Genomic DNA, 20,887 nt, shown 5'->3' with positions numbered 1-20,887 from the left:
GTCCGTGGACATGGCACTGTGTTGGGGTGACCGAACTACCTGTAGGGCCCGCCGAGTGGCTGACCGTCCCCGACGTCGCCGAACGCCTCGGCATCCCGGTGAACCGGGTGCATCAGCTGGTCCGCGACCACGCACTGATCGCCGTCCGGGAGCGGGGCGTGCTGCGCGTCCCGGCGGACTTCATCATGGAAGGCGCCGTGGTGAAGCACCTTCCGGGCGTGCTCACGCTGTTGTTGGACGCTGGGTACAACGACGATGAGGCGCTGCGGTGGCTGTACACCGCCGACGAGTCCCTGCCCGGTACCCCGGCCGAGGCGCTGCGCGGCAACCGGGCGACCGAGGTCAAGCGGCGCGCGCAGGCGCTGGGCTTCTGATGACCTACCTGCTGGTGCTGGGCGGCTGCCTGGCCGGCGCGCTGTGGCTGGAGCCGCTGCTCAAGGTCGGCGTCCTGCGCCAGGTTCGGCGGCTCGTGCTCACCATCGCGCCGGTCGCCGCCGTCTTCGTGGTCTGGGACCTGCTCGCCATCCGCGCCGGGCACTGGACCTTCGACCCCCGCCAGCTCGTCGGCGTGGTGTTCCCGGGCGGGCTGCCGCTGGAGGAGGTCCTGTTCTTCGTCGTGGTGCCGCTGTGCGCGATCCTGGGCTTCGAGGCGACGCGGCAGACGCTGCTGCGCTGGTCGCGCCGATGACCTACACGATGGCGGCCGCCGCCGGGGTGGTGGCGGCCGTCCTGCTCGACGTCCTCGTCCTGCGCACCCGCCTGGTCCTCGGGCGGGTGTTCTGGTGCGCGTACCCGATCATCCTGGGCTTCCAGCTGCTCTCGAACGGGATCCTCACCGGGCGGGGCGTGGTGCGCTACGATCCCGGGGCGATTCTGGGGGTACGCCTGGTGCACGCCCCCGTCGAGGACCTCGCCTTCGGCTTCGCGCTGATCCTGGCGACGCTGTCGGTCTGGACGTGGCTGCCTACCCGGTCCGCTGGGTGGCGGCCTGGGCGAGACCGGTGAGCACCTCGCGCGCCTCGTCGGTCACCTCGGCGCTCGCGAGCGCCGCCAGCGCGGTGCCGGTGAGCGCGGCGATCCGCTGCTCGGTGCGCTCCAGCGCCCCGGTCCGCACGATCACCTCCCGCAGCTCGGCCACGCCGGCGGCGTCGAGGGCGGGGTCGCCGAGCCGCGCGCCGAGGACCTTCCCCTCCGGCCGCTCCAGCGCGGCGGCCACCAGGTAGGTCCGCTTGCCCTCCCGCAGGTCGTCGCCGGCCGGCTTGCCGGTCACCTGCGGGTCGCCGAACACGCCGAGCACGTCGTCGCGCAGCTGGAAGGCCTCGCCGAGCGGCAGCCCGAACGCCGAGTAGGCCTTGACCAGCCCGGCCGGCGCCCCCGCCAGCGCCGCGCCGAAGAGCAGCGGCTGCTCGATCGTGTACTTCGCCGACTTGAACCGCGCCACCAGGCTCGCCCGCTCGACCGACGTGTCGCCGGTGGCCTGGGTCTGCACGTCGAGGTACTGCCCGATGGTCACCTCGGTGCGCATCTCGTCGAACACGGGCCGGGCCCGCGCGACCACCAGCGGGTCGACCCCGCTCGTGTGCAGCATCTCGTCGGACCACACGAGGCACAGGTCGCCGAGCAGGATCGCCGCCGCCGTCCCGAACCCGGTGGCGTCGCCGCGCCAGCCGGCCTCCGCGTGCAGCTTCGCGAACCGCCGGTGCACGGCGGGCTCCCCGCGCCGGGTCTCCGACCCGTCCATCACGTCGTCGTGGATGAGGGCGCTGGCCTGCACCAGCTCGAGCGCCGCAGCGGCCGCGACGACCTCGTCGCAGTCGGCCCCGCCGGCCCCGCGGTGCCCCCAGTAGGCGAACGCCGGCCGCAGCCGCTTGCCACCCCCGAGCACCAGCGCGTCGATGGCGTCGGCGACCGGCGCGAGCGCGACGGTCTCGATCTCGGTCAGCCGGGCCCGCCGCCGCTCCAGGAACCGCCGCAGGGCGTCCTGCACCCGGCCGCGGAGGTCGACCCGGTCAAGAAAGGGGTGCGTCACGGCGATGACGCTAGCCCCAACCCGGACCGATTGCCGACTCGCCGGTTTGGCCCCCGCTCACCTCGCCGGCGGTGCCGTGGACGAATGCGACATGTCGGCGCTTCCGGCCGGACTCCTTGCCGTCGGCTGGGGGGCGTTCATGATCGTGGACGTTTCCAGTCACATACGACCCAGGAACGTCCGGGATCAGTGCCCGGCCCCCAGCCGAAGGCGGCCCGGCGGGCATTCGGTCGGGCGGGCCGGGGTCGTGGGTGTGTCAGGCGGTGGCACGGGTTGCGGGGCGGGGCGGGCGTGCTGGTGGCGGTGGTTGCGGGAGGCAGGGGCGGGCGGACCCGGCCAGCTCGGCGTAGTCGCCGTACGCGGTCGCGCGGCGCAGCGCCGGTTCGATGGCGCGCAGGTCGTGCAGGGCGCGGGCGGAGCCGGATCGCACGCAGGCGAGCAGGGCCGTGCGGGCCGCGGCGCAGGCCGCGTCCAGGTCGCCGGCGGCGACGTGGGCCCGGGCCAGCGCCGCCGCGGTGAGACCGGCCGCGCGGAAGCGCACGGACCTGGCCGCCAGCGCCCGTTCGAGGAACGGCACGGCCGGGCGGCCCCGGCCGAGGACGGCGAGGCAGCGGCCGGAGGCGGCGGCGAGGTGGGCGTCGTCCAGCCAGTACGCCCAGGGGGCGTCCAGCGCCGGGTCGCGCCGGGCGTGGGCGCGCTCGGCCGCGGCCAGGGCCTCGTCGCAGGCGCGGCGCTCGCCGGCCACGGCCGCCGCATACCCCTCCCGCAGCCACAGCACCGCCGACGTCCCCGCGTCGGCCGGCGCCGCGATCCGCCGCCCGGCCCGCGCCAGCCGCAGCGCCGACCGCGCCGCTCCGGGAAGGCCGGCGGCTCCGGGAAGGCCGGCGGCTCCGGGAAGGCCGGCGGCTCCGGGAGGGCGGGGATGGCTGGCGGTGCCGGCCGGCCGGAGGGCGGCCTCGGCGCGGAGCTGGGCCAGGCAGCCGAGCAGGTGGCCGGCGAGCGTGCGGTGCCCGGCGGCCAAGGCCAGCCGGACGCCGCGGTGGAGCAGCGCGGTGCCCTCGGCGAGCGTGTGGTCGGCGGTGACCCAGGCGGAGAGCTGCAGCAGCTCGGCGACGTGGGTGAGGGCATCGCGCGGGTGCCGGTCGTCGCTGCGCCGGGCGGTCGCCTCCCGGATCGCCGCGCGGAGGGCGGTGCCGACCGCCGCGGCCAGCTCGGGCCCGCTCAGCAGGTCGTCCATCCGGCGCAGCTCGGCGATGCGGACCGCGCCGCCCGCAGCCAGGGCCGGGGCCGGGCGCGCGGCCGCCGCCGCTGCCGGAGCCGCCGCCCGGGCCGCCGCCGGGCTCGAGGTCGCCGCCGCTGTAGCCGGGGCTGTAGCCGCTGCCGGGGCCGCCGCCAGGGTCGTGGCCGGGGCCGGGGCCGCCGCCGGGGCGGATGTGGGGGCGGGCGGTGCGGGGGAGCGCGGCGCCGCCGGTCCGGCGCGGCGGGACCGGGAGCGGGCGGCCGCCCGCTCCAGGGCGCCGAGCGGCGTCTCCAGGACCAGCGCGAGCCAGGCCAGCCAGGTGCCGGTCGGCACCCGGTCCTCGCGCTCCCAGCGCGAGACCTCGTGACGGGTGATGGTCGCGACGCCGGAGGCGGCGCAGAGTTGCTCGGCCAGGCGGAGCTGGGAGCGGCCCAGCTCCAGCCGGCGCCGGGTCAGCAGGAGACCCAGCGGCTCGCCCTCGTCGGGCACCATGGGATCGGGCACCATGAGACACGCTCCTTTCCTGGAAGGCAGCGACCCCCGGGCGGCCCGTCGGTGCGGCGAGGCATCGCGGCGGCAACCCCGCGCCGATGAGCGTCCGGCCACAGTTCTACCGCCGAGGTACGACAGGATTCGGCGCACCGGAGGTGCCGGCGCGGGGGCGGCGGGCACTACAGTCGGAGCGTGGCTCTCGGACTTCCTTCCGTCATGGGCGGCGGCCCCGCCGCGATCGGTCAGCTGATCGCCGAGCAGGGGCCGACCTTCTCGTTTGAGTTCTCGCCGCCGAAGACGCCGGAGGCGGACCGGCAGCTCTGGCAGACGATCCGGGAGCTCGAGCCGCTCCAGCCGTCGTTCGTGTCGATCACCTACGGCGCGGGCGGGACCACGCGGGACACCACGGTGTCGGTGACCGAGCGGGTCGCCGCCGAGACCACGCTGCTGCCGATGGCGCACCTGACGGCGGTCAACCACTCGGTCGCCGAGCTGCGCAACGTGATCGGGCAGCTCGCCGGGGCCGGGATCCGCAACTTCCTGCTGGTGCGCGGCGACCCGCCGGGCGACCCCAACGCGGAGTGGGTGCGCCACCCGCAGGGCGTGCTCTACGCCGAGGACCTCGTGCGGCTGGTCCGCGACGCGGGCGACTTCAGCATCGGGGTGGCCGCGTTTCCCTACAAGCATCCCCGCTCGGCCGACGTCGAGTCCGACACCGCCAACTTCGTGCGCAAGTGCCGGGCCGGCGCCGACTTCGCGATCACCCAGATGTTCTTCGACGCCGACGACTACCTGCGGCTGCGCGACCGGGTCGCGGCGGCCGGGTGCTCGACGCCGATCGTCGCGGGCGTGATGCCGGTCACCAACATCGGCACGATCGCGCGGTCGCAGCAGCTGTCCGGCGCGCCGTTCCCACCCGAGCTCGCGGCCCGGTTCGAGCGGGTCGCCGACGACCCGCAGGCCGTGCGGCGGCTCGGCATCGACCACCTCAGCGGGATGTGCCAGCGGCTGCTCGACGAGGGCGTGCCGGGCATCCACTTCATCACCTTCAACCGCTCCACGGCCACCCGCGAGGTCTGGCAGCAGCTCGGCGTCGGTGCCCGCACCTAGCCCGAGCCTGGACTGGGACGGCTACGCGGAGCGCTGGTCAAGGTCCCACGGCGGCTACGACCCGCGCACCGCGTCGCCGGTGGTGCGGGGCTGGCTGCGCCTGTCGTTCCGCATCGGGTCGGCGCTGATCCGAGCCGGCGTCCGCAGCCCGAACGCCGTCACGGCGGCCGGCCTGCTGCTCGCCGCCGCCGTGCCGATGACCGCGCTGGGCGGGCGCCGGGCAGCCGTCGCCGGGGCGGTGCTCGTGCTGCTCTCCGCCGTGGCCGACAGCGTCGACGGGGTGCTCGCCGTGGTCACCGGCCGGGCCAGCCGGCTCGGTCAGGTCTGGGACTCGGCCGCCGACCGGTTGTCGGAGGCCGCCTGGATGACGGCGTTCTGGCTGCTGGGCGCGCCCGCCTGGCTGGCCGTGGGCGGCACGGGCCTGATGTGGCTGCACGAGTACCTCAGGGCCCGCGCCACCGTCGCCGGCATGTCCGGCATCGGCACCGTCACGGTCGCCGAGCGCCCCACGCGGGTCCTGCTGGCGATCTTCGGACTGCTCGCGGCGGCGGCCGTCCCGGCCGGAGCCACCGCGGCGCTGGTCGTCACGGCCGTCCTCGGCATCACCGGCCTGGTCCAGCTCGTGATCGCCGTCCGGAAGGCCCTCACGCCGGACCGATGAGGCCGGCGACGATCTTCGCCGACAGCATGACCAGCGGCAGCCCGCCGCCCGGGTGGACCGAGCCCCCGACCAGGTACAGGCCCCGCACCGGCCCCACGTTCGGCGGCCGCAGCAGCCCGTGGCTCGCCGTGCCGTAGATCGCCCCGCCCGGGGAGCGCGTCGCCGCCTCCAGATCGGCCGGCGTCAGCACCTCCCGGAAGAGCAGCCGGTCCCGCACGTCCACGCCCCGCGCCGCGAGCACGCCGAGGATCCGGTCGGCGTAGGCCTCGCGGTGCGCGGCCCAGTCGACCGCGCCCTGCGGCGCCGCGTTGACGAGCACGAACCAGCCCTCGTGCCCCTCCGGCCGCACCGCCGGGTCGTCGGCGCACGTCACGAACACGGCCGGGTCGTCGACCGGCGCTGCCGGCCGGCCGAAGATCGCGTCGAACTCGGCGTCGTAGTCGCGCGGGAACCACACCGTGTGGTGGGCCAGGCCGGGGGTGCGGCCGCGCAGCCCGAGCAGCAGAACGAACCCGCCCAGGCTGCGGGCCTCCAGCCGGCGGGCGCGGGCCGGCGCGGGGAGCAGGTCGCGGTACACGTGCAGCGCGTCGGCGTTGGCGACCACCACGTCGGCGGCGACGGTCGCGCCGCCGGCCAGCCGCACCCCGGACGCGGCGGCGCCGGTGGTCAGGATCCGCTCGACCGGCGTGCCGGTGTGGACCCGCACGCCGAGGCCGGCGCAGCGCTCCAGCAGCGCGTCGGCGAGCGTCCGCAGGCCGCCGCGCAGGTACCAGCCGCCGAACGCCAGCTCGGCGTAGGGGATCGCGAGCAGCGCGGCCGGGGCGCGGCGCGGGTCGGCGCCGGTGTAGGTGGCGTACCGCGCCAGCAGCGTCCGCAGCCGCGGGTCCCGCAGGTGCGTGCGGGCCAGCCCGGCCAGTGTCCGGCCGGGCGCGATCGCGGCCAGGTCGCGCAGCCGCCAGGCCAGCCCGGCCATCCGCAGCGGACTGTCCACAGGGGACGTCAGCACGTGCCGCCACGACGCCTCCCAGACCCGCTCGGCGCGCCGCCACAGCCGGTCCCAGTCGGCGGCCGCCTCGGCGCCGAAGGCCGACGCGACGCGTTCCGTGAAGCCGGCACCGGAGTCGAGGACCGTGCCGTCGGGGAAGTGGTGGCGCACGAGCGGGTCGAGGGGGACCAGGTCGAGCGGCGACGGCCCGCCGGTGGCCGCGAACAGCTCCGCGGCGACCTGCGGCAGCGTGAACAGGCTCGGGCCGGTGTCGAAGCGGAACCCGTCCCGCTCGTGCCGGCCGAGCTTGCCGCCGGCGACCGGGGCCTGCTCGAAGACGGTCACCGCATGACCCGCGGCCTTCAGGCGGACTGCGGCCGCGAGCCCGCCGACGCCCGCCCCGACGACGATCACGGACGCCATGCCGGCCGCCCCTTCCAGGTGACCCGCCGCCGGCGGGCGAACGAGCGCACCACCAGCCACGCGAACAGCACCACCGACACCGGGTGGGCCAGCGCGTCGAGCGCCCGGCCGCCGGTCGCCCGGGCGCTGACCAGCCGGCCGGCGACGCCCAGCCCGTAGGCGAGCAGGCCCGCCCACTGCCCGAGCAGCACGGTCAGCGGCAGCGCCACGTACAGCGCGAGCAGCAGCCCGACCACCCCCGCGGCGCCGGCCGGCGAGCCGAACGACGCCCACAGCGACTTGCCGTAGCCGTCGGCGAGCTCCCGCCACGACGTGTACATCCGGCAGCGGGCCAGCCCCGAGCCGTCCGCGAGCGCGATCCGCCCGCCGGCGCGCTTGACGGAACGGGCCAGCTCGACGTCCTCCAGCACCCTGTCCCGCACGGCCGCGTGCCCGCCGGCCCGGTCGTAGGCCGCCCGCCGGACCAGCAGGAACTGCCCGCCGGCGGCGGCGAGCGACGGGCGGGGGGAGCGCTCCATCGCCCGCAGCGGCAGGAACGTGAGCCACGACCACTGCAGCAGCGGCTGCACGAGGCGCTCGCCGATCGTGCCCGCCTCGATGCGCGGATAGGGGCTGAGGAGATCGACGCCCGACTGTTCCAGCAGGGCGGTGGCGCGCTCGATCGCGTCCTCGGCCAGTACCACATCCGCATCGATGAACGCCAGGACATCGGCATCCGCCGCATCGGCCAGCTGCTGGCACGCGTGCGGCTTGCCCAGCCAGCCCTCCGGCAGCGGCCTCCCCGACAGCAGCGTGAACCGGTCGCCGCCGACGCGCCGGACCAGCTCGGCGGTGCCGTCCGTCGAGCCGTCGTCGAGCACGACGATCGCCGGGCCGCCGCGCAGCGCCAGCAGCGCCCGCAGGCAGGGCTCCACGCGGTGCGCCTCGTCGCGCAGCGGCAGCAGCACGGCGACGCGGCTCGCCGGGCGCCGTTGCGAAGCGGGCCGCCGCAGCAGCAGCGCGTTCACGACCGTGTGCAGCGTGAGCGCGGCCAGGACAGCGACAGCGACAGCGGTCAGGATCGCCACAGTCGCACCGCCAGCGGCACCGCCACCAGCCCCATGCCCACGGCCCCCCAGGCCGCCGAGGCGGGCAGCCCGAGGAAGACCGCGTGGGCCAGGATGCTCGAGGTGTACGTCCACAGGTAGAGGGCGTGCATCGGCGCGTCGGCGCCCGGGCGGTCGGGGCCGGCGCCGAGCCGCAGCAGGGCCGTCATCGCCGTCGCCACGACCAGCCACCCCAGGTAGTTGGTGACGGGGATCCCGGGCACGCCGGGGAGCGCGGCCGCCGCGCTCGACCACTGCCAGTACCCCTCGGAGACCATCTGCGGATCGAGGAACAGGTCCCAGCTCGCCAGGCCCAGCCCGGCCAGGCCGACGCGGGTCCACGCGCGTCCCGTCAGGCGCCCCGCCGCCAGCCAGGCCGGCCAGGCCATCCAGGTCCAGGCGAGCGGGACGACCAGCGGCACGCCGAGCAGGCGGGGGCCCAGGGCGCCGGTGTAGTCGTAGTCGCCGAACGGGACGCCGGTGGCCCGGCCGACCGCCTCGACGAGCAGGCCGCCGCCGGTCGTCACGGCGATGAGGGCGGCGGCGGTGCGGGGGCCGCGGGTGGTCCAGGCGTGGGTCACGGAGAGGAGGTAGCCGGCGACGACGGTCGCCACCACGAGCGCGGCCCGGGTGCGGCCGCCGGCCAGCGGGTAGCCGATCTCGGCCAGGACGAGGGCTCCGAACAGGATCCAGAGCCCCTTGATCGGGTTCACAGGGGCAGTTGCCGGCCCAGCACGGCGAACGGGCGGTCGTCGCCCGGGAAGTTGAAGTGGCGCAGCACGTCGACGAAGCCGAACCGGCGGTACAGCCGCCAGGCCCGCGAGGTCGCCTCGGGCGCCTCCGGCGTCGACAGCAGCACGGTCTGGTGGTGCGCGTTGGTCAGCAGCTCGTGCAGCTGGCGCGCGCCGATGCCGTGCCCCTGCGCGTGCGGGCGGACGTGCAGCTCGACCAGCTCGAAGCAGTTGCCGAGCCAGAACTTGCGGTGGTCGCGGCGCAGCGCGTTGCGCACCTGGTCGTGCCACCACTGGCCGGACGCGCCGCGGTAGCCGTAGCCGAAGCCGAGCAGGTTGTCGTCGTCGTCCAGCGTCGCCACCGCCTGGAACGCCTCCCGGCGGGTGTGGCCGGCGACGTAGCCGCGGCGGGTCTGCAGCAGCTGCACGGAATAGCCCATCGCCTCGCCGTAGACCGCGATGACGTCGTCGAGGCGCTGGAGCAGGTCCTCGCCGCGCCAGCGCACCAGCCTCACGGGCCGTCCCTCCAACCGAGCACCTCCCGATCGCCGTCGACGCCGAGCACCCGGAACCGGGCGAACAACTCCTCCGCATACCACCCGAGCCGGGCCGTGCGCTGCACGACCTCGGCGTGCTCCGGCTGACGGTACGCGAAACGCACGATATCCGCCGCTGAGCGCCACACGCTCACCGTGCCCTGGAATCCTACGGGGGCCTCGCCGACGCCCAGTGCGCAGAGCAGGCCGTCGGCCTGCTGCAGGTTCCTCGACACCGCATCGACGGCCCGCCAGAACTGGACGGCCTTCGCGGGACGCAGGCGCGCCCTGGTCAGGACGGCGATCGGCCCGTGCTGACCCGCTGCGGCGGGTGTGAACGGCTCCTGCTTCGACCAGGTGCCGCGGCTCGCGATCGGCTCCAGCGTGAGGACGCTCGTGCTGACGGCGCCCCGCATCGGGGGCGCCGGGCCGTCGACGACCACCGCCGCCCAGCGGGTCAGGTCCGCCGCGCCCACGCCGAACTCGCTGCCCCGGCCGGTGCCGAGCAGCTTGGCGAAGCCCGCCTGCCGGCGCAGCGCGCGGCGGTCCACCGCCATCGACCAGAACGCGAGCGGGACAGCGGCGGGCCGCACCCGCCAGACGAAGAGCCTGACGGTCACGCGACGGATGCGACGGTACCGCTGGTGACGCGCACGAGCTCCGCGAACGTGATCGGGAAGACCGCCTGGGGGACGCCGCCCGCCGCCCAGATCTCGTCATACTGCCCCAGGTCCTCGTCGACCAGGGTCCGCAGCGGCTTGGGGTGGCCCAGCGGGGACACCCCGCCGATGACCTGGCCGGTGTGGTCGCGCACGAAGTCGGCGCCGGCCCGCTTGACCTTGCCGATGCCCAGCAGGGCGGCGACCCGGGCGGTGTCGACCCGGTGCGCGCCCGAGGTCAGCACGAGCAGCGGCTCGCCGTCGGCGTCGAAGATCAGGGAGTTGGCGATCTGGCCGACCTCGATGCCGAGCGCCGCGGCGGCCGCGGCCGCGGTGTGCACGGGCTCGTCGAGGACCTTGACCCGGCCGGGCGCGCCGGCCGCGTTGCGGGCGCCGGCCGCGTCGAGCGCGTCCTGGACCGCCTGGACGTTGGGATGCGACTGCATGCCCCCTATCTTGCCCGGTCCTGGTCGCGGCCGTTTTTGTCGTACCCCCTGGCTATGGTCCCGGGTATGTCCCTCAGGTTGGGTGCCCAGCTCCTCGCCGGGCCGCCCGCCACGACGGTCCCCGGCGTGGCCGAGCGGGTCGTCGGGGTGCAGGCCCAGTCGATGCCGGCCGCCCGCCTCGCCGTGCGCGCCCGCACGGCCGGGCTGGTCGCGGCCGACGTCGACCGGTCCCTGGCGACCGGCGAGACGGTCCGCACCTGGCTGATGCGCAACACGCTGCACCTGGTCACCGCGGCCGACCACGGCTGGCTGCACGCGCTCTTCGCGCCGCTCAACCGGGCCGCCGGCCGGCGCCGGCGGGAGCAGCTGGGACTGGACGAGGCGACCTGTGCGCGGGCCCTCGCCGCGGTCGAGGCGGTGCTCGCCGCGGCGGACGGGCCGGTGGGCCGGGCCGAGCTGGTGCGGCGGATCGCCGATCGCGGCGCGCGGATCGACCCGGCCGGGCAGGCGCCGGCCCACCTGGTCGCCTATGCGGCGATGTCGGGGCTGGTCACGCGCGGCCCCGACCTGGCGCGCGGCGAGCCGTCGGTCGTCGCGGCGCCGGCGATGACGCCGGCGTTGGTGGGGGACGAGGCGCTGGGCGAGCTCGCCCGGCGCTACCTGCTGGGCCACGGCCCGGCCGGGCCCGCCGACCTGGCGGCCTGGTCCGGGCTGCCGGCCGCCGCCGCGCGGCGGGCGTTCGAGGTGCTCGGCGCCCGGGTGCCGGAGCCGGGGACGCCGCCCGAGGTGCCGCCGGTCCGCCTGCTCGGGCCGTTCGACCCGGTGCTGCTCGGCCATCGCGACCGCGCGTTCGTCGTGGCACCGGAGCACGCCCGGCTGGTCAACGCGGGCGGGGGCATGGTCGGGGCCACGGTCCTGGCCGAGGGGCGGGTGGCCGGGCTGTGGCGGCGCGTCGGGCGCCGGGTGGAGCTCGAGCCGTTCGGGCCGCTCGCGGCGCGGGTGCGCGAGGCGGTGCCGGCCGAGGTCGCGGACCTCGGGCGGTTCCTGGGGGAGCGGCTGGAGTGATCGTGCGAACGCGTGTACGAAAAATCTCGCGTCACCGTTGCGGTTCCCGGGGTCCGCGGGTGTAGTGTTAGGTGTATCGAACGGATGTTCGAACTGCTTCGGGGAGGCGATTCGCGGCGCCGATCCCGAGCGCGGTCCGCGACACCGCGGAGGCCGGATTTTCGCGGGTCTGGCCTCAGGCGGGGTCGTTGCCCGCCGCCCACGACCCCCGGGCGGCGGGCAGCGACCCAGCCGGCCGGGTGTGGTGTGGGGAAGCTCCACGCCCGGCCGGCGACGCCGTCGCCACTGTTCGAGGAACGATCCGCGTGTCGCTGCGACTCCCCCCGCGGCGGCACGGCACCACCAGGGCACCGACCCGCCGACGCACCACCGAGGGAGAGCACCGATGCCGACGAACCGTTCGACCAGCTCGTCCAACGTCAGTCGATTCCCGGCTGCCGTGCCGGCCGGTGGCACGTCCCGGCAGCAGCTTCCGGTGCCCGCCCACGCGCTTCCCCATCGCACCCCGCGGGAGCTGCTGACCCTCGCCCGGCACGGGCTCGAGGAGGCGGCCGAGATCCGCACCGACGGCATGCGCTATGCGACCGCGCACCTGGCGGCGCTGCGCGCGGCGGCCGCGGTGCTCGCGGCCCGGGCCGTTCCCGCCGCACCCGGCCGGCGCAGCCGGGTGACGAGCGTCTGGTCGCTGCTGGTGCTCGTGGCACCGGAGCTGACCGAGTGGGCGGCGTTCTTCGCCGCCGGCGCCAGCAAGCGTTCGGCCGCGGAGGCCGGCATCCCGCGGGTGGTCTCCGCCCGCGAGGCCGACGACCTCATGCGCGCCGCGGAGCAGTTCATCGCCGTCGTCGAGGTGGGCCTGGGCCTGTCCTACCAGCCGCGCCTGGAAGGCCTGGCCAGCTGAACCGGTCCGGCCCGGCCCCGGGGGGAGATCTGCCGCTCCACCCCGGGCGGGCCGGACGGCCCCGCGGCGCCGGGCCATCGCGCCGCGGGGGGTGTGCGCCGGCCCAGCCCGGCTCGGCCGTCGCCCGGTGACCCGGGTGGTCGCGGGGGCGGTCGGGTGATCCAGGCATCGCCGGGGACGGCGGCGACAGAACGAACAGCACGACAGTGGGGGAGCAGGTGCCGTGGCTGGCATGTCGGCTTCGGCGGCCGCCGAGTTCTACGACGACGCCTACGACGATCCGCATGACGGGTGGCATGACGACCCGCATGACGGCTCGTATGGTCGCGTCATCGGCAGCCCGCCCGCCGACTCCCCGCCGGCGGATGCCGCCTCGTCGCGCTCCGTCACCCGCCTCGACCCGGCCGGGCGGGGTTCCGGGCGGGGTTCCGCCTCGTCGCGCTCCGGTTCCATGGCCGAGGTCTCGGTGCTCGGCTCGGCTCGGCCGGGCCCTTCCGTCGAGCCGGGGGCCGTCGCCGGGTCCGCCTCCGGGGCGGACGTTGTCGAGCCGCTCCTGTCTGATTTATCCGCATATCACCGGCAGGATCGGGCCGAGGGCGGGCAGCCGCGGACGCCGCGGCGGATCGATCGGCTGGCGGTGGTGCGCGCCGCGGGGCTGAGCGGCGTCGTGCGGCCGGCCAGTGAGCATGCGGCCGAGGTGGGCACCGCGACGCGGACCCTGCCCGTGCTCTCCGGGCTGCGGGCCCTCCTGCCGGGCGGTGGGCTGCGGCGGGGGGCCACGATCGCGGTGCACACCTCGTCGGTGCTGCTGGCGCTGCTCGCCGCGGCGTCGCAGGCGGGGTCGTGGTGTGCGGTCGTGGGGCTGCCGGCGCTCAGCCCGGTCGCGGCGGCCGAGATGGGGATCGCGCTGGATCGGCTGGCGCTGGTGCCGTATCCGGGGACCGAGTGGACCACCGCCGTCGCCGCGCTGCTCGACGGGCTCGACATCGTCGTCGCGGCGCCGCCGGGGCCGATCGCGCCGGCCGTCGCCGGGCGGCTGGCGGCGCGGGCCCGGCAGCGGGGGAGCGTGCTCATGCCGGCCGGGCCGTGGGCCGGGGCCGATCTCACCGTCGCGCCGGTCCGGGGGGCGTGGGACGGGCTCGGGGCCGGGCGGGGCCGGCTGCGGTGCCGGGAGATGACCATCCAGGCCCGGGGGCGGGGCGCGGCGGCCGCGCCGCGCGAGGTCACGCTCTGGCTGCCCGCGCTGGAGGGCGTCCTGCCGCCGGTCAGCCGCCCGTTCGCCGACCGCCCGGGGGAACGCCCCCTGGTCGCGGTGGGCGGGGACGGCGCCGGTCGCGGTGGGCGGCCGCCGGCCGCGGTGGGCGGCGAGGACGCGGCGGGCGAGGACGGGCGGGCGGACGAGGTCGTGGCGTTGCGGCGGGTGGGGTGACGTGAGCGTGCGGACGATGGTGATCTGGTGTCCCGACTGGCCGGTGATCGCGGCCGAGATCGTGGACGGGTATCCGGCGCAGGAGCCCGTCGCCGTCATGCACGCCAACCGGGTGCTGGCCACGTCGCCGGCGGCGCGGGAGGAAGGGGTGCGGCGGGGGCTGCGGAAGCGGGAGGCGCAGGGGCGGTGCCCGCACCTCATCGTGCTGGAGCACGATCCCGCGCGGGACATGCGGGCGTTCGAGCCCGTGCTGATGGCCGTCGAGGCGCTCGCGCCGGGGGTCGAGACGCTGCGGCCGGGGGCGTGTGCGCTGGCGGCGCGCGGGCCCGCGCGGTACTACGGCGGCGAGGAGGCGGCCGCCGAGCGGCTCGTCGAGCACGTGGCGCAGCAGTGCGGGGTGGAGGCGCAGGCCGGGATCGCCGAGGGGACGTTCGCGGCGGGGCTCGCGGCGCGGGCCGGGGTCATCGTGCCGGCCGGGGAGACGGCCGGGTTCCTCGCCGACCTGAGCGTCAGCGCGCTCGGGCGGCCGGCGCTGGCCGACCTGCTGCGCCGGCTCGGGATCCACACGCTCGCGGAGTTCGCGGCCCTGCCCGGCGGGGACGTGCTGGCGCGGTTCGGGTTCGACGCGGCGCTCGCCCACCGGCTCGCCGGAGGGCGGGACGAGCGGCCGCTCGCACCGCGGAAGCCGCCGGCCGACCTCGACGTGGCCGAGACGTTCGACGAGCCGGTCGACCGGGTCGACGCCGCCGCGTTCGCCGCGCGGGCGCTCGCCGAGCGGCTCCACGACCGGCTGGCCTCGCACGGGCTGGCCTGCACGCGGCTGGCGATCGAGGCGACCACCGAGCGCGGCGAGGAGCTCGTGCGCACCTGGCGGCACGACGGGCTGCTCGGCGTCGGGCAGATCGCCGACCGGCTCCGCTGGCAGCTCGACGGCTGGCTGCGGGGGCGCAACCACCGGCCGACGGCCGGGATCGTCCGGCTGCGGCTGGTGCCCGAGGGCGTGGTCGAGCACCTCGGGCTGCAACCGGGGCTCTGGGGCGAGGCCGGCGAGGAGCGCGACCGGGCGCACCGGGCGCTGACCCGGGTGCAGGGCCTGCTCGGGCCGGACGCGGTGCTCACCGCGATGCTCGACGGCGGGCGGGCCGACCAGCGCCGGATCCGGCTGGTGGCGTTCGGCGACGAGCGGGTCGCGCAGGGCGTCGACGCGCCGTGGCCCGGGCGGCTGCCGGCGCCGTCGCCGGCCACCGTCCACGTCGAGCCCCTGCCCGCCGAGGTCGTCGACGCCGACGGGGGCGTCGTCACGGTGAGCGGCCGGCTCGTGCTCAGTGCGGTACCGGCGCGAATCCGGATGGACAAGGAGCCACAGGCGGTCGAGATCGTGGCCTGGGCCGGGCCGTGGCCGGTCGACGAGCGGTGGTGGGACGAGGACGAGGCCCGCCGGTGCGCGCGGTTCCAGCTGCGGCTGGCCGACGAGCGGGCGGTCCTGGCCGTCCTGGAGAACGGAGTCTGGCGAGTGGAAGCGCTGTACGACTGACATGGGATTCAACAACCCAGACGTCCCCTGGTCGGAGCTCGAGCGATGGCTGTCGGGACGGAAACGAGACGGCAAGAGCTGGGAGCACCCCGGCGAGGACTACCACCCCGACGTGCTCTCGGCCGACCACGGCGACGGCGGCGACTCCCCGGCGTGGTCGCGCAAGCGGCCGGGGTACGAGGCGCCGGCCGTCGAGCGGCCCGCCGACCCGGTGCCGTACGCCGAGCTGCACGCACACAGCAACTTCAGCTTCCTCGACGGGGCCAGCCATCCCGAGGAGCTGGCGGAGGCCGCGGTACGGCAGGGACTGCAGGCCGTCGCGATCACCGACCACGACGGGTTCTACGGCGTCGTGCGGTTCGCCGAGGCCGCCCGCGCGCTGGAGATCCGCACCGTCTTCGGGGCGGAGCTGTCGCTGGGCCTGCCGGGGCGCGCCAACGGCGAGCCCGACCCGCTCGGCCGGCACCTTCTGCTGCTCGCGCGGGGGCCCGAGGGGTACGCCCGGCTCTCCCGGATCATCAGCGAGGCGCACCTGCGCGGCGGGGAGAAGGGGAGGCCCGTCTACGACCTGGAGGAGACCGCGGCGGCGCTGCGCGACCACGCGCTGCTGCTGACCGGTTGCCGGAAGGGCCACGTGCCGGCCGCCCTGCTGCGCGACGGGGTCGGCGCGGCGCGGGCCGAGCTGGACCGGCTGGTCGCGCTGTTCGGGCCGGAGTCGGTGGCCGTCGAGCTCACCGCGCACGGCGACCCGCTCGACGACGAGCGCAACGACGCGCTCGCGGACCTGGCGCTGGAGTGCAAGCTCCCGGTCGTCGCCACGAACAACGTCCACTACGCCGGGCCGGGCCGCCGCCGGCTGGCGACCGCGCTCGCCGCGGTGCGGGCCCGGCGCAGCCTCGACGAGATCGACGGCTGGCTGCCCGCCGCCGGCACGGCGCACCTGCGCGGCGGCGCCGAGATGGCCGCCCGGTTCGCGGCGTTTCCCGATGCGGTACCGCGAGCCGCCGCGTTCGGCGCCGAGCTGGCCTTCGACCTCCAGCTGGTCGCGCCGAGCCTGCCGGACTACCCCGTGCCCGAGCCGGGCATGTCGGAGATGGCGTGGCTGCGGCACCTGACGATGCGGGGCGCCGCCGTGCGGTACGCCGGCAACGACCGGGCCCACGCGCAGCTGGAGCACGAGCTGGCGCTGATCGAGGAGCTGAACTTTCCGGGGTACTTCCTGGTCGTCCACGACATCGTGGAGTTCTGCCGGCAGCACGACATCTACTGCCAGGGCCGCGGCTCGGCGGCCAACTCGGCGGTCTGCTACGCGCTCGGCATCACCAACGTCGACGCCGTGCGGTGGGGGCTGCTGTTCGAGCGCTTCCTGTCGCCCGAGCGCGACGGCCCGCCGGACATCGACATCGACATCGAGTCCGACCAGCGGGAGAAGGTCATCCAGCACGTCTACGCCAAGTACGGCCGGACGTACACGGCCCAGGTCGCCAACGTCATCTCGTACCGCCCGAAGTCCGCCGTCCGCGACATGGCCAAGGCCTTCGGGCACTCGCCCGGGCAGCAGGACGCCTGGAGCAAGCAGGTCGAGCGGTGGGGCGGCGTGACCACCGCGGAGCTGGACGAGATCCCCGGCCCGGTCGTCGACTTCGCCAACGAGCTGCTCTCGTTCCCGCGGCACCTGGGCATCCACTCCGGCGGCATGGTCATCTGCGACCGGCCGGTCATCGAGGTCTGCCCCGTCGAGCACGCCCGCATGGAGCACCGCACCGTCCTGCAGTGGGACAAGGACGACTGCGCCTCGGTCGGGCTGGTCAAGTTCGACCTGCTCGGGCTCGGGATGCTGTCGGCGTTGCGGTACGCGTTCGAGATGATCGACTCGACGCTGGACATCGCGCACATGCCGCTCGACGACCCCGAGGTCTACGACATGCTGTGCCGGGCCGACTCGGTCGGGGTCTTCCAGGTGGAGAGCCGCGCGCAGATGGCCACCCTGCCGCGGCTCAGGCCCCGCACCTTCTACGACCTGGTCGTGGAGGTGGCGCTGATCCGCCCCGGGCCGATCCAGGGCGGCTCCGTCCACCCCTACATCCGGCGCAAGAACGGGCTGGAGAAGGTGACGTACCCCCACCCGCTGCTCGAGGCGTCGCTGGAGAAGACGCTGGGGGTGCCGCTGTTCCAGGAGCAGCTCATGCAGATGGCGATCGACGTCGCCGGGTTCACCCCGGCCGAGTCCGACGAGCTGCGCCGGGCGATGGGGTCGAAGCGCTCGATGGAGCGGATGGAGCGGATCCGGGCCCGGCTGTACGAGGGGATGGCCGCCAACGGGATCACCGGCGCGCTCGCCGACGAACTGTTCGACAAGCTGGCCGCGTTCGCGAACTACGGCTTCCCGGAGAGCCACGCGATGAGCTTCGCGTACCTGGTGTACGCGAGCGCCTGGCTCAAGCGCTACCACCCGGCGGCGTTCTGCGCGGCGCTGCTCAACGCGCAGCCGATGGGCTTCTACTCGCCGCAGTCCCTGGTCGACGACGCCCGCCGGCACGGGGTCACCGTGCTGCGGCCCGACATCAACGCCAGCAACGCCAAGGCGACGCTTTCGTCTCCGCTTGCTCCGGAGCCGACCGGCTCCGCACCCTCCGAGTGGGGGCGCGGCGGCCCCGTGGTCCGGCTCGGACTGTCGGCGGTGCGCTCCCTCGGCGACACCGTGGCCGAGCGCATCGAGGCGGAGCGGGCGAGCGGCGGGCGGTACACCTCGATGAGCGACCTGGCGAGACGCGCCGCCCTGACGACCACGCACCTGGAGGCCCTGGCGACCGCGGACGCCTTCGCCGGCCTGGGCCTGACCCGCCGCGAGGCCCTCTGGTCGGCGGGCGCGGCGGCCCGGGAGACGGCGGGCCGCCTGCCGGGCACGACGGGCGGCGTCGTGGCCCCGATGCTGCCCGGCATGGACGCGGTGGAGCGCATGGTGGCCGACGTGTGGGCGACCGGCCTGGCCCCCGACGCGCACCCGGCCCAGTTCGCCCGCGACCACCTGGACCGCATCGGCGCCCTCTCCATCGCGGCCCTGCCGGACGTCCCGCACGGCCGCCGGGTCTCGGTCGGCGGCATCGTCACCCACCGGCAGCGCCCGGCGACGGCCGGCGGGGTGACGTTCATCAACCTGGAGGACGAGACGGGCATGCTCAACGTGACCTGCACGCCGGGGCTGTGGCACCGGTACCGCCGGGTCGCCCGCACCGCGAACGCGCTGGTCATCCGCGGCATCCTGGAGAAGGCCGAGGGCGTGCTCAACCTGCGCGCCGACCACCTGACCCCGCTGCCGCTCCCGGTCCGCTCCCCGTCCCGCGACTTCCGCTGACCCGCGCGCCGCGCGCTCTGCCCCGCGCCCGCCCTGCCCCTGCCGCGCCGTGCTCTGCCACGGCGCCCACTCCCGCCCCGCGCCCGCCCCCTCACCGCTCGCGCCCCGCCTCGCACCCCATTGCGGCCGCGATCTTGGAGTTGTGGTTGTGCCATTATCCGCATAAGACGGACAAATCCGGGACCGCAACTCCAAGATCGCGGCGGTGGGCGGCGGGTGCGGGGGTGGGGGATGACGGCGGGCGGTGGGAGCGCGGGTCAGGAGGTCGGGAGGCGGTTCCAGTCGGCGGCGAACTTCGACGGGTCGTGCGGATCGGCCTTGATCGGGATCTCGCCGCCCTGCTGCATCACGGACACGCGCTCCAGCGGTACGCCCACCTGGACCCCGCCGGCGAAGGGCGCCCGGCCGTCGATCTGGACGTGGAGCTGGACGTCGTACACCGGGCGGCCCTGCTGGTCCAGCGCGCCGATGAAGGTCGCCGACAGGACCCGGGCCACGCCCGGGACGCCCGTGGCCAGGATCTGCTGCTGCAGCAGCTCCGCGGCGGCCGGGTCCGGCGCAGGCGCGGGCGGCGGGCTCGCGGGCACGCCCAGGGCGCGCAGCGCCGCCATCGGGTCGGCGGCCATCGACGGGGTGGCCGACCAGTCGACCAGGAGCTTCTCGCGGTCCTGCGGGTCGACCAGCACCGTCAGCGGCAGGCCCGACGTCACCCGGGACAGCAGCAGCATCGGGACGACCTCCTTGCGGCGCACGTCGTACGTGCCGTGGCCGGGGCAGGTCACCCGCAGGTCGAGCGCCACCTGGGGCTGGTTGTTGATGAGGACCCCGGTCTGGCGGGCCTGCAGCACCTGGGCGGTGCCGGCGACGCCGTTCTCCTGCAGGCGGCGGCCCTCGGCGTACTTCTTCAGGAACCGTACGCCGACCAGCACCATGATCACGCCGGAGAGGAGGAGCGCGCCGCCCACGATCATCAGGGTCGTCCCGGCGGAGGACAGCGACTCCACGGTCGACATGGTCAGCAGGACGGCGCCGACGACGAACTCGACCGCGGCGACGAAGAACATCACGTACGCCGAGAACCGGCTGGCGGAGAGGGTCATGCGGCGATGGTCGGGGAATCGACCACCGTCCGCAGTCATGTGGCTGACGGCTCGCCGGGAACGGGGCGGGAGCGGCCGGTCCACCAGAGCCAGAACAGGCCGACGAGCGGGAGCACCAGGGGTACGTAACCGTATCCCTGACCGAAGTCCGACCAGACCGTGGCGTCGGGGAAGGCGTCCGGGTCGACGATGCTCACCGTGCCGACCGCGAGCACGCCCACCAGCTCGAACCCGACGGCCGCGAACGCGACCCGCCGCGACGTGCGGCTGGAGCGGGCCAGGGCGACGGTGGCGACGATGTAGACGACCGCGGCCAGGGCGGAGAGGCTGTACGCGAGCGGCGCCTCGTGGAACTTCGACGCGATCTGGACGCTCGCGCGGGCGCCCGCGGACAGGGCGAAGACCCCGTAGATGCCGACCAGCACGCGGCCGGGGCCCTTGTTCAGTGATTCAGCCATAGATCTGTCCGAGTCGCAGGATGAGCACCGGCACGATGACCGCCGCGGCGCCGATGATCAGTGAGCCCCAGCGGGTCGGCTCCATCCGGGCCAGCACCGCACCCGCCGGCGGGAGCAGCGCGGCGGTCAGCAGGTAGCCGACCAGGGTCACCTGCTCGCTGCCCTCGGCCGGCCCGCCGCCCCGGGCAAGCCCGACGATCAGGGCCACCACCTGCACGAGCACCAGGACGCCGACGACGGCGAGGCCGAGGAAGAGCGGACGGGAGGGCGCGCGGTGCCGGAAGAACTCCACGAACGCCCAGGCCGCCAGCGCCAGCGACAGCACATGGATGGCGACAGCCAGTGGCCCGATCACGGCGGACAGCGTATCCGGCGGGTCCGGGCCGGCCGCGGGCGGGCAAAGTGTCGCCTACTTGCCTATATCCCGGTGGCACGTTCTGGGGATTCGCATGGTCCACTAAGCACGTAACGTTCTGTGTACCGCAGACAGCGACCAGAGACCTGGGGGAACACCAATGAGTGACGGCTTCGACACCGGCGCGGACCTGGACTACGGCCACTACGAGGCCGGCGGCGAGAGCGGCGAGCTGGAGCACCTGCAGTCGGCTTCGGGCAGCGAGTCGGACTACGACAGCAACTTCAACGTCTACG

Annotated in this window: 20 protein-coding genes and 1 pseudogene; 10 read left to right on the top strand and 11 right to left on the bottom strand. The window is 75.7% G+C overall.

Annotated features, from left to right (window positions below):
* Positions 1–26: 26 nt before the first annotated feature.
* Genes IEZ31_RS48520 through IEZ31_RS48510 form a run of 3 tightly spaced genes read left to right on the top strand, consistent with a single transcriptional unit; the run spans position 27 to position 1,005 of the window.
* The gene (locus IEZ31_RS48520) at positions 27–374 is read left to right on the top strand and encodes an Rv2175c family DNA-binding protein (protein WP_190256918.1); all 348 of its coding nucleotides are present in this window, start codon (positions 27–29) and stop codon (positions 372–374) included.
* The gene (locus tag IEZ31_RS48515; RefSeq protein WP_190256917.1) at positions 374–688 is read left to right on the top strand and encodes a lycopene cyclase domain-containing protein; all 315 of its coding nucleotides are present in this window, start codon (positions 374–376) and stop codon (positions 686–688) included. The genes IEZ31_RS48520 and IEZ31_RS48515 overlap by 1 nt, the downstream gene beginning before the upstream one ends.
* The gene (locus tag IEZ31_RS48510; RefSeq protein WP_190256916.1) at positions 685–1,005 is read left to right on the top strand and encodes a lycopene cyclase domain-containing protein; all 321 of its coding nucleotides are present in this window, start codon (positions 685–687) and stop codon (positions 1,003–1,005) included. The genes IEZ31_RS48515 and IEZ31_RS48510 overlap by 4 nt, the downstream gene beginning before the upstream one ends.
* Here the strand turns inward: IEZ31_RS48510 and IEZ31_RS48505 are convergent.
* Both IEZ31_RS48505 and IEZ31_RS48500 read right to left on the bottom strand, forming a co-directional pair.
* A complete protein-coding gene (locus IEZ31_RS48505; RefSeq protein WP_190256915.1) occupies positions 965–2,029 on the bottom strand; it encodes a polyprenyl synthetase family protein in 1,065 nt (354 codons plus the stop codon). The genes IEZ31_RS48510 and IEZ31_RS48505 overlap by 41 nt on opposite strands.
* 256 nt (positions 2,030–2,285) lie before the next feature.
* Positions 2,286–3,776 (bottom strand): NsdA family TPR-like regulatory protein, encoded by a 1,491-nt coding sequence (locus IEZ31_RS48500; protein ID WP_190256914.1) that lies wholly within the window; start codon positions 3,774–3,776, stop codon positions 2,286–2,288.
* A gap of 177 nt (positions 3,777–3,953) precedes the next feature.
* Here IEZ31_RS48500 and metF point away from each other — a divergent pair, with 177 nt between their 5' ends.
* Positions 3,954–4,871: a methylenetetrahydrofolate reductase [NAD(P)H] gene (gene metF, locus IEZ31_RS48495; RefSeq protein WP_190256913.1), complete on the top strand. Its 918-nt coding sequence runs from the start codon at positions 3,954–3,956 to the stop codon at positions 4,869–4,871.
* Positions 4,858–5,532, top strand: a complete 675-nt coding sequence (locus tag IEZ31_RS48490; protein ID WP_229837015.1) for a CDP-alcohol phosphatidyltransferase family protein — start codon at positions 4,858–4,860, stop codon at positions 5,530–5,532. The genes metF and IEZ31_RS48490 overlap by 14 nt, the downstream gene beginning before the upstream one ends.
* On the opposite strand, the gene IEZ31_RS48485 is transcribed toward IEZ31_RS48490, so the two are convergent.
* Genes IEZ31_RS48485 through IEZ31_RS48465 form a run of 6 tightly spaced genes read right to left on the bottom strand, consistent with a single transcriptional unit; the run spans position 5,516 to position 10,397 of the window.
* Positions 5,516–6,940, bottom strand: coding sequence for a phytoene desaturase family protein (locus IEZ31_RS48485; protein WP_190256912.1), 1,425 nt, complete (start codon positions 6,938–6,940; stop codon positions 5,516–5,518). The genes IEZ31_RS48490 and IEZ31_RS48485 overlap by 17 nt on opposite strands.
* Positions 6,928–8,007 (bottom strand): glycosyltransferase family 2 protein, encoded by a 1,080-nt coding sequence (locus IEZ31_RS48480; RefSeq protein ID WP_373294815.1) that lies wholly within the window; start codon positions 8,005–8,007, stop codon positions 6,928–6,930. Before IEZ31_RS48480 ends, IEZ31_RS48485 begins: the two co-directional genes overlap by 13 nt.
* Entirely contained in the window at positions 7,995–8,738 is a 744-nt protein-coding gene (locus tag IEZ31_RS57770; RefSeq protein ID WP_229837014.1) for a carotenoid biosynthesis protein, read from the bottom strand. The genes IEZ31_RS48480 and IEZ31_RS57770 overlap by 13 nt, the downstream gene beginning before the upstream one ends.
* Entirely contained in the window at positions 8,735–9,271 is a 537-nt protein-coding gene (locus tag IEZ31_RS57765) for a GNAT family N-acetyltransferase (protein ID WP_229837013.1), read from the bottom strand. Before IEZ31_RS57765 ends, IEZ31_RS57770 begins: the two co-directional genes overlap by 4 nt.
* On the bottom strand, positions 9,268–9,912 hold the full coding sequence (locus IEZ31_RS48470) for a monooxygenase (protein ID WP_229837012.1): 645 nt from the start codon (positions 9,910–9,912) through the stop codon (positions 9,268–9,270). Before IEZ31_RS48470 ends, IEZ31_RS57765 begins: the two co-directional genes overlap by 4 nt.
* Entirely contained in the window at positions 9,909–10,397 is a 489-nt protein-coding gene (locus IEZ31_RS48465; protein WP_190256911.1) for a YbaK/EbsC family protein, read from the bottom strand. The genes IEZ31_RS48470 and IEZ31_RS48465 overlap by 4 nt, the downstream gene beginning before the upstream one ends.
* A 66-nt stretch (positions 10,398–10,463) precedes the next feature.
* On the opposite strand from IEZ31_RS48465, the gene IEZ31_RS48460 reads away from it, so the two are divergent.
* From IEZ31_RS48460 to IEZ31_RS48440, 5 genes and pseudogenes are all read left to right on the top strand, one after another.
* Positions 10,464–11,462, top strand: a complete 999-nt coding sequence (locus tag IEZ31_RS48460) for a winged helix DNA-binding domain-containing protein (protein WP_190256910.1) — start codon at positions 10,464–10,466, stop codon at positions 11,460–11,462.
* Between the two features lie 385 nt (positions 11,463–11,847).
* Positions 11,848–12,360 carry an SAV_6107 family HEPN domain-containing protein gene (locus tag IEZ31_RS48455; RefSeq protein ID WP_190256909.1) on the top strand — a complete coding sequence of 171 codons (513 nt, stop codon included), beginning with the start codon at positions 11,848–11,850 and terminating at the stop codon, positions 12,358–12,360.
* A 622-nt stretch (positions 12,361–12,982) separates the two neighbouring features.
* Positions 12,983–13,794, top strand: a pseudogene (gene imuA', locus IEZ31_RS57760) (DnaE2-dependent mutagenesis accessory factor ImuA').
* An 11-nt stretch (positions 13,795–13,805) separates the two neighbouring features.
* Positions 13,806–15,323: a DNA polymerase Y family protein gene (locus IEZ31_RS48445; protein ID WP_190256941.1), complete on the top strand. Its 1,518-nt coding sequence runs from the start codon at positions 13,806–13,808 to the stop codon at positions 15,321–15,323.
* A 1-nt stretch (position 15,324) separates the two neighbouring features.
* Positions 15,325–18,678 carry an error-prone DNA polymerase gene (locus tag IEZ31_RS48440; protein WP_190256907.1) on the top strand — a complete coding sequence of 1,118 codons (3,354 nt, stop codon included), beginning with the start codon at positions 15,325–15,327 and terminating at the stop codon, positions 18,676–18,678.
* A 257-nt stretch (positions 18,679–18,935) separates the two neighbouring features.
* Here the strand turns inward: IEZ31_RS48440 and IEZ31_RS48435 are convergent, their stop codons facing one another.
* The 3 genes from IEZ31_RS48435 to IEZ31_RS48425 are packed head-to-tail and all read right to left on the bottom strand — an operon-like array spanning position 18,936 to position 20,591.
* Positions 18,936–19,778: a hypothetical protein gene (locus IEZ31_RS48435; protein ID WP_190256906.1), complete on the bottom strand. Its 843-nt coding sequence runs from the start codon at positions 19,776–19,778 to the stop codon at positions 18,936–18,938.
* A 35-nt stretch (positions 19,779–19,813) separates the two neighbouring features.
* A complete protein-coding gene (locus tag IEZ31_RS48430; protein ID WP_190256905.1) occupies positions 19,814–20,236 on the bottom strand; it encodes a hypothetical protein in 423 nt (140 codons plus the stop codon).
* A complete protein-coding gene (locus IEZ31_RS48425) occupies positions 20,229–20,591 on the bottom strand; it encodes a hypothetical protein (protein ID WP_190256904.1) in 363 nt (120 codons plus the stop codon). Before IEZ31_RS48425 ends, IEZ31_RS48430 begins: the two co-directional genes overlap by 8 nt.
* Positions 20,592–20,887: the final 296 nt, after the last annotated feature.

It is taken from the genome of Dactylosporangium sucinum (assembly GCF_014647515.1).
GTDB classification, from domain to species: domain Bacteria; phylum Actinomycetota; class Actinomycetes; order Mycobacteriales; family Micromonosporaceae; genus Dactylosporangium; species Dactylosporangium sucinum.
This window is presented reverse-complemented; position numbering and strand designations above follow the sequence as displayed.

Coding starts and splice junctions, on each gene's coding strand:
- IEZ31_RS48515 (WP_190256917.1), top strand. CDS start 374: ATGACCTACCTGCTGGTGCTGGGCGGCTGCCTGGCCGGCGCGCTGTGG.
- IEZ31_RS48510 (WP_190256916.1), top strand. CDS start 685: ATGACCTACACGATGGCGGCCGCCGCCGGGGTGGTGGCGGCCGTCCTG.
- IEZ31_RS48500 (WP_190256914.1), bottom strand. CDS start 3,776: ATGGTGCCCGATCCCATGGTGCCCGACGAGGGCGAGCCGCTGGGTCTC.
- IEZ31_RS48485 (WP_190256912.1), bottom strand. CDS start 6,940: ATGGCGTCCGTGATCGTCGTCGGGGCGGGCGTCGGCGGGCTCGCGGCC.
- IEZ31_RS48465 (WP_190256911.1), bottom strand. CDS start 10,397: ATGCAGTCGCATCCCAACGTCCAGGCGGTCCAGGACGCGCTCGACGCG.
- IEZ31_RS48460 (WP_190256910.1), top strand. CDS start 10,464: ATGTCCCTCAGGTTGGGTGCCCAGCTCCTCGCCGGGCCGCCCGCCACG.
- IEZ31_RS48455 (WP_190256909.1), top strand. CDS start 11,848: ATGCCGACGAACCGTTCGACCAGCTCGTCCAACGTCAGTCGATTCCCG.
- IEZ31_RS48445 (WP_190256941.1), top strand. CDS start 13,806: ATGGTGATCTGGTGTCCCGACTGGCCGGTGATCGCGGCCGAGATCGTG.
- IEZ31_RS48440 (WP_190256907.1), top strand. CDS start 15,325: ATGGGATTCAACAACCCAGACGTCCCCTGGTCGGAGCTCGAGCGATGG.
- IEZ31_RS48435 (WP_190256906.1), bottom strand. CDS start 19,778: ATGACCCTCTCCGCCAGCCGGTTCTCGGCGTACGTGATGTTCTTCGTC.
- IEZ31_RS48430 (WP_190256905.1), bottom strand. CDS start 20,236: ATGGCTGAATCACTGAACAAGGGCCCCGGCCGCGTGCTGGTCGGCATC.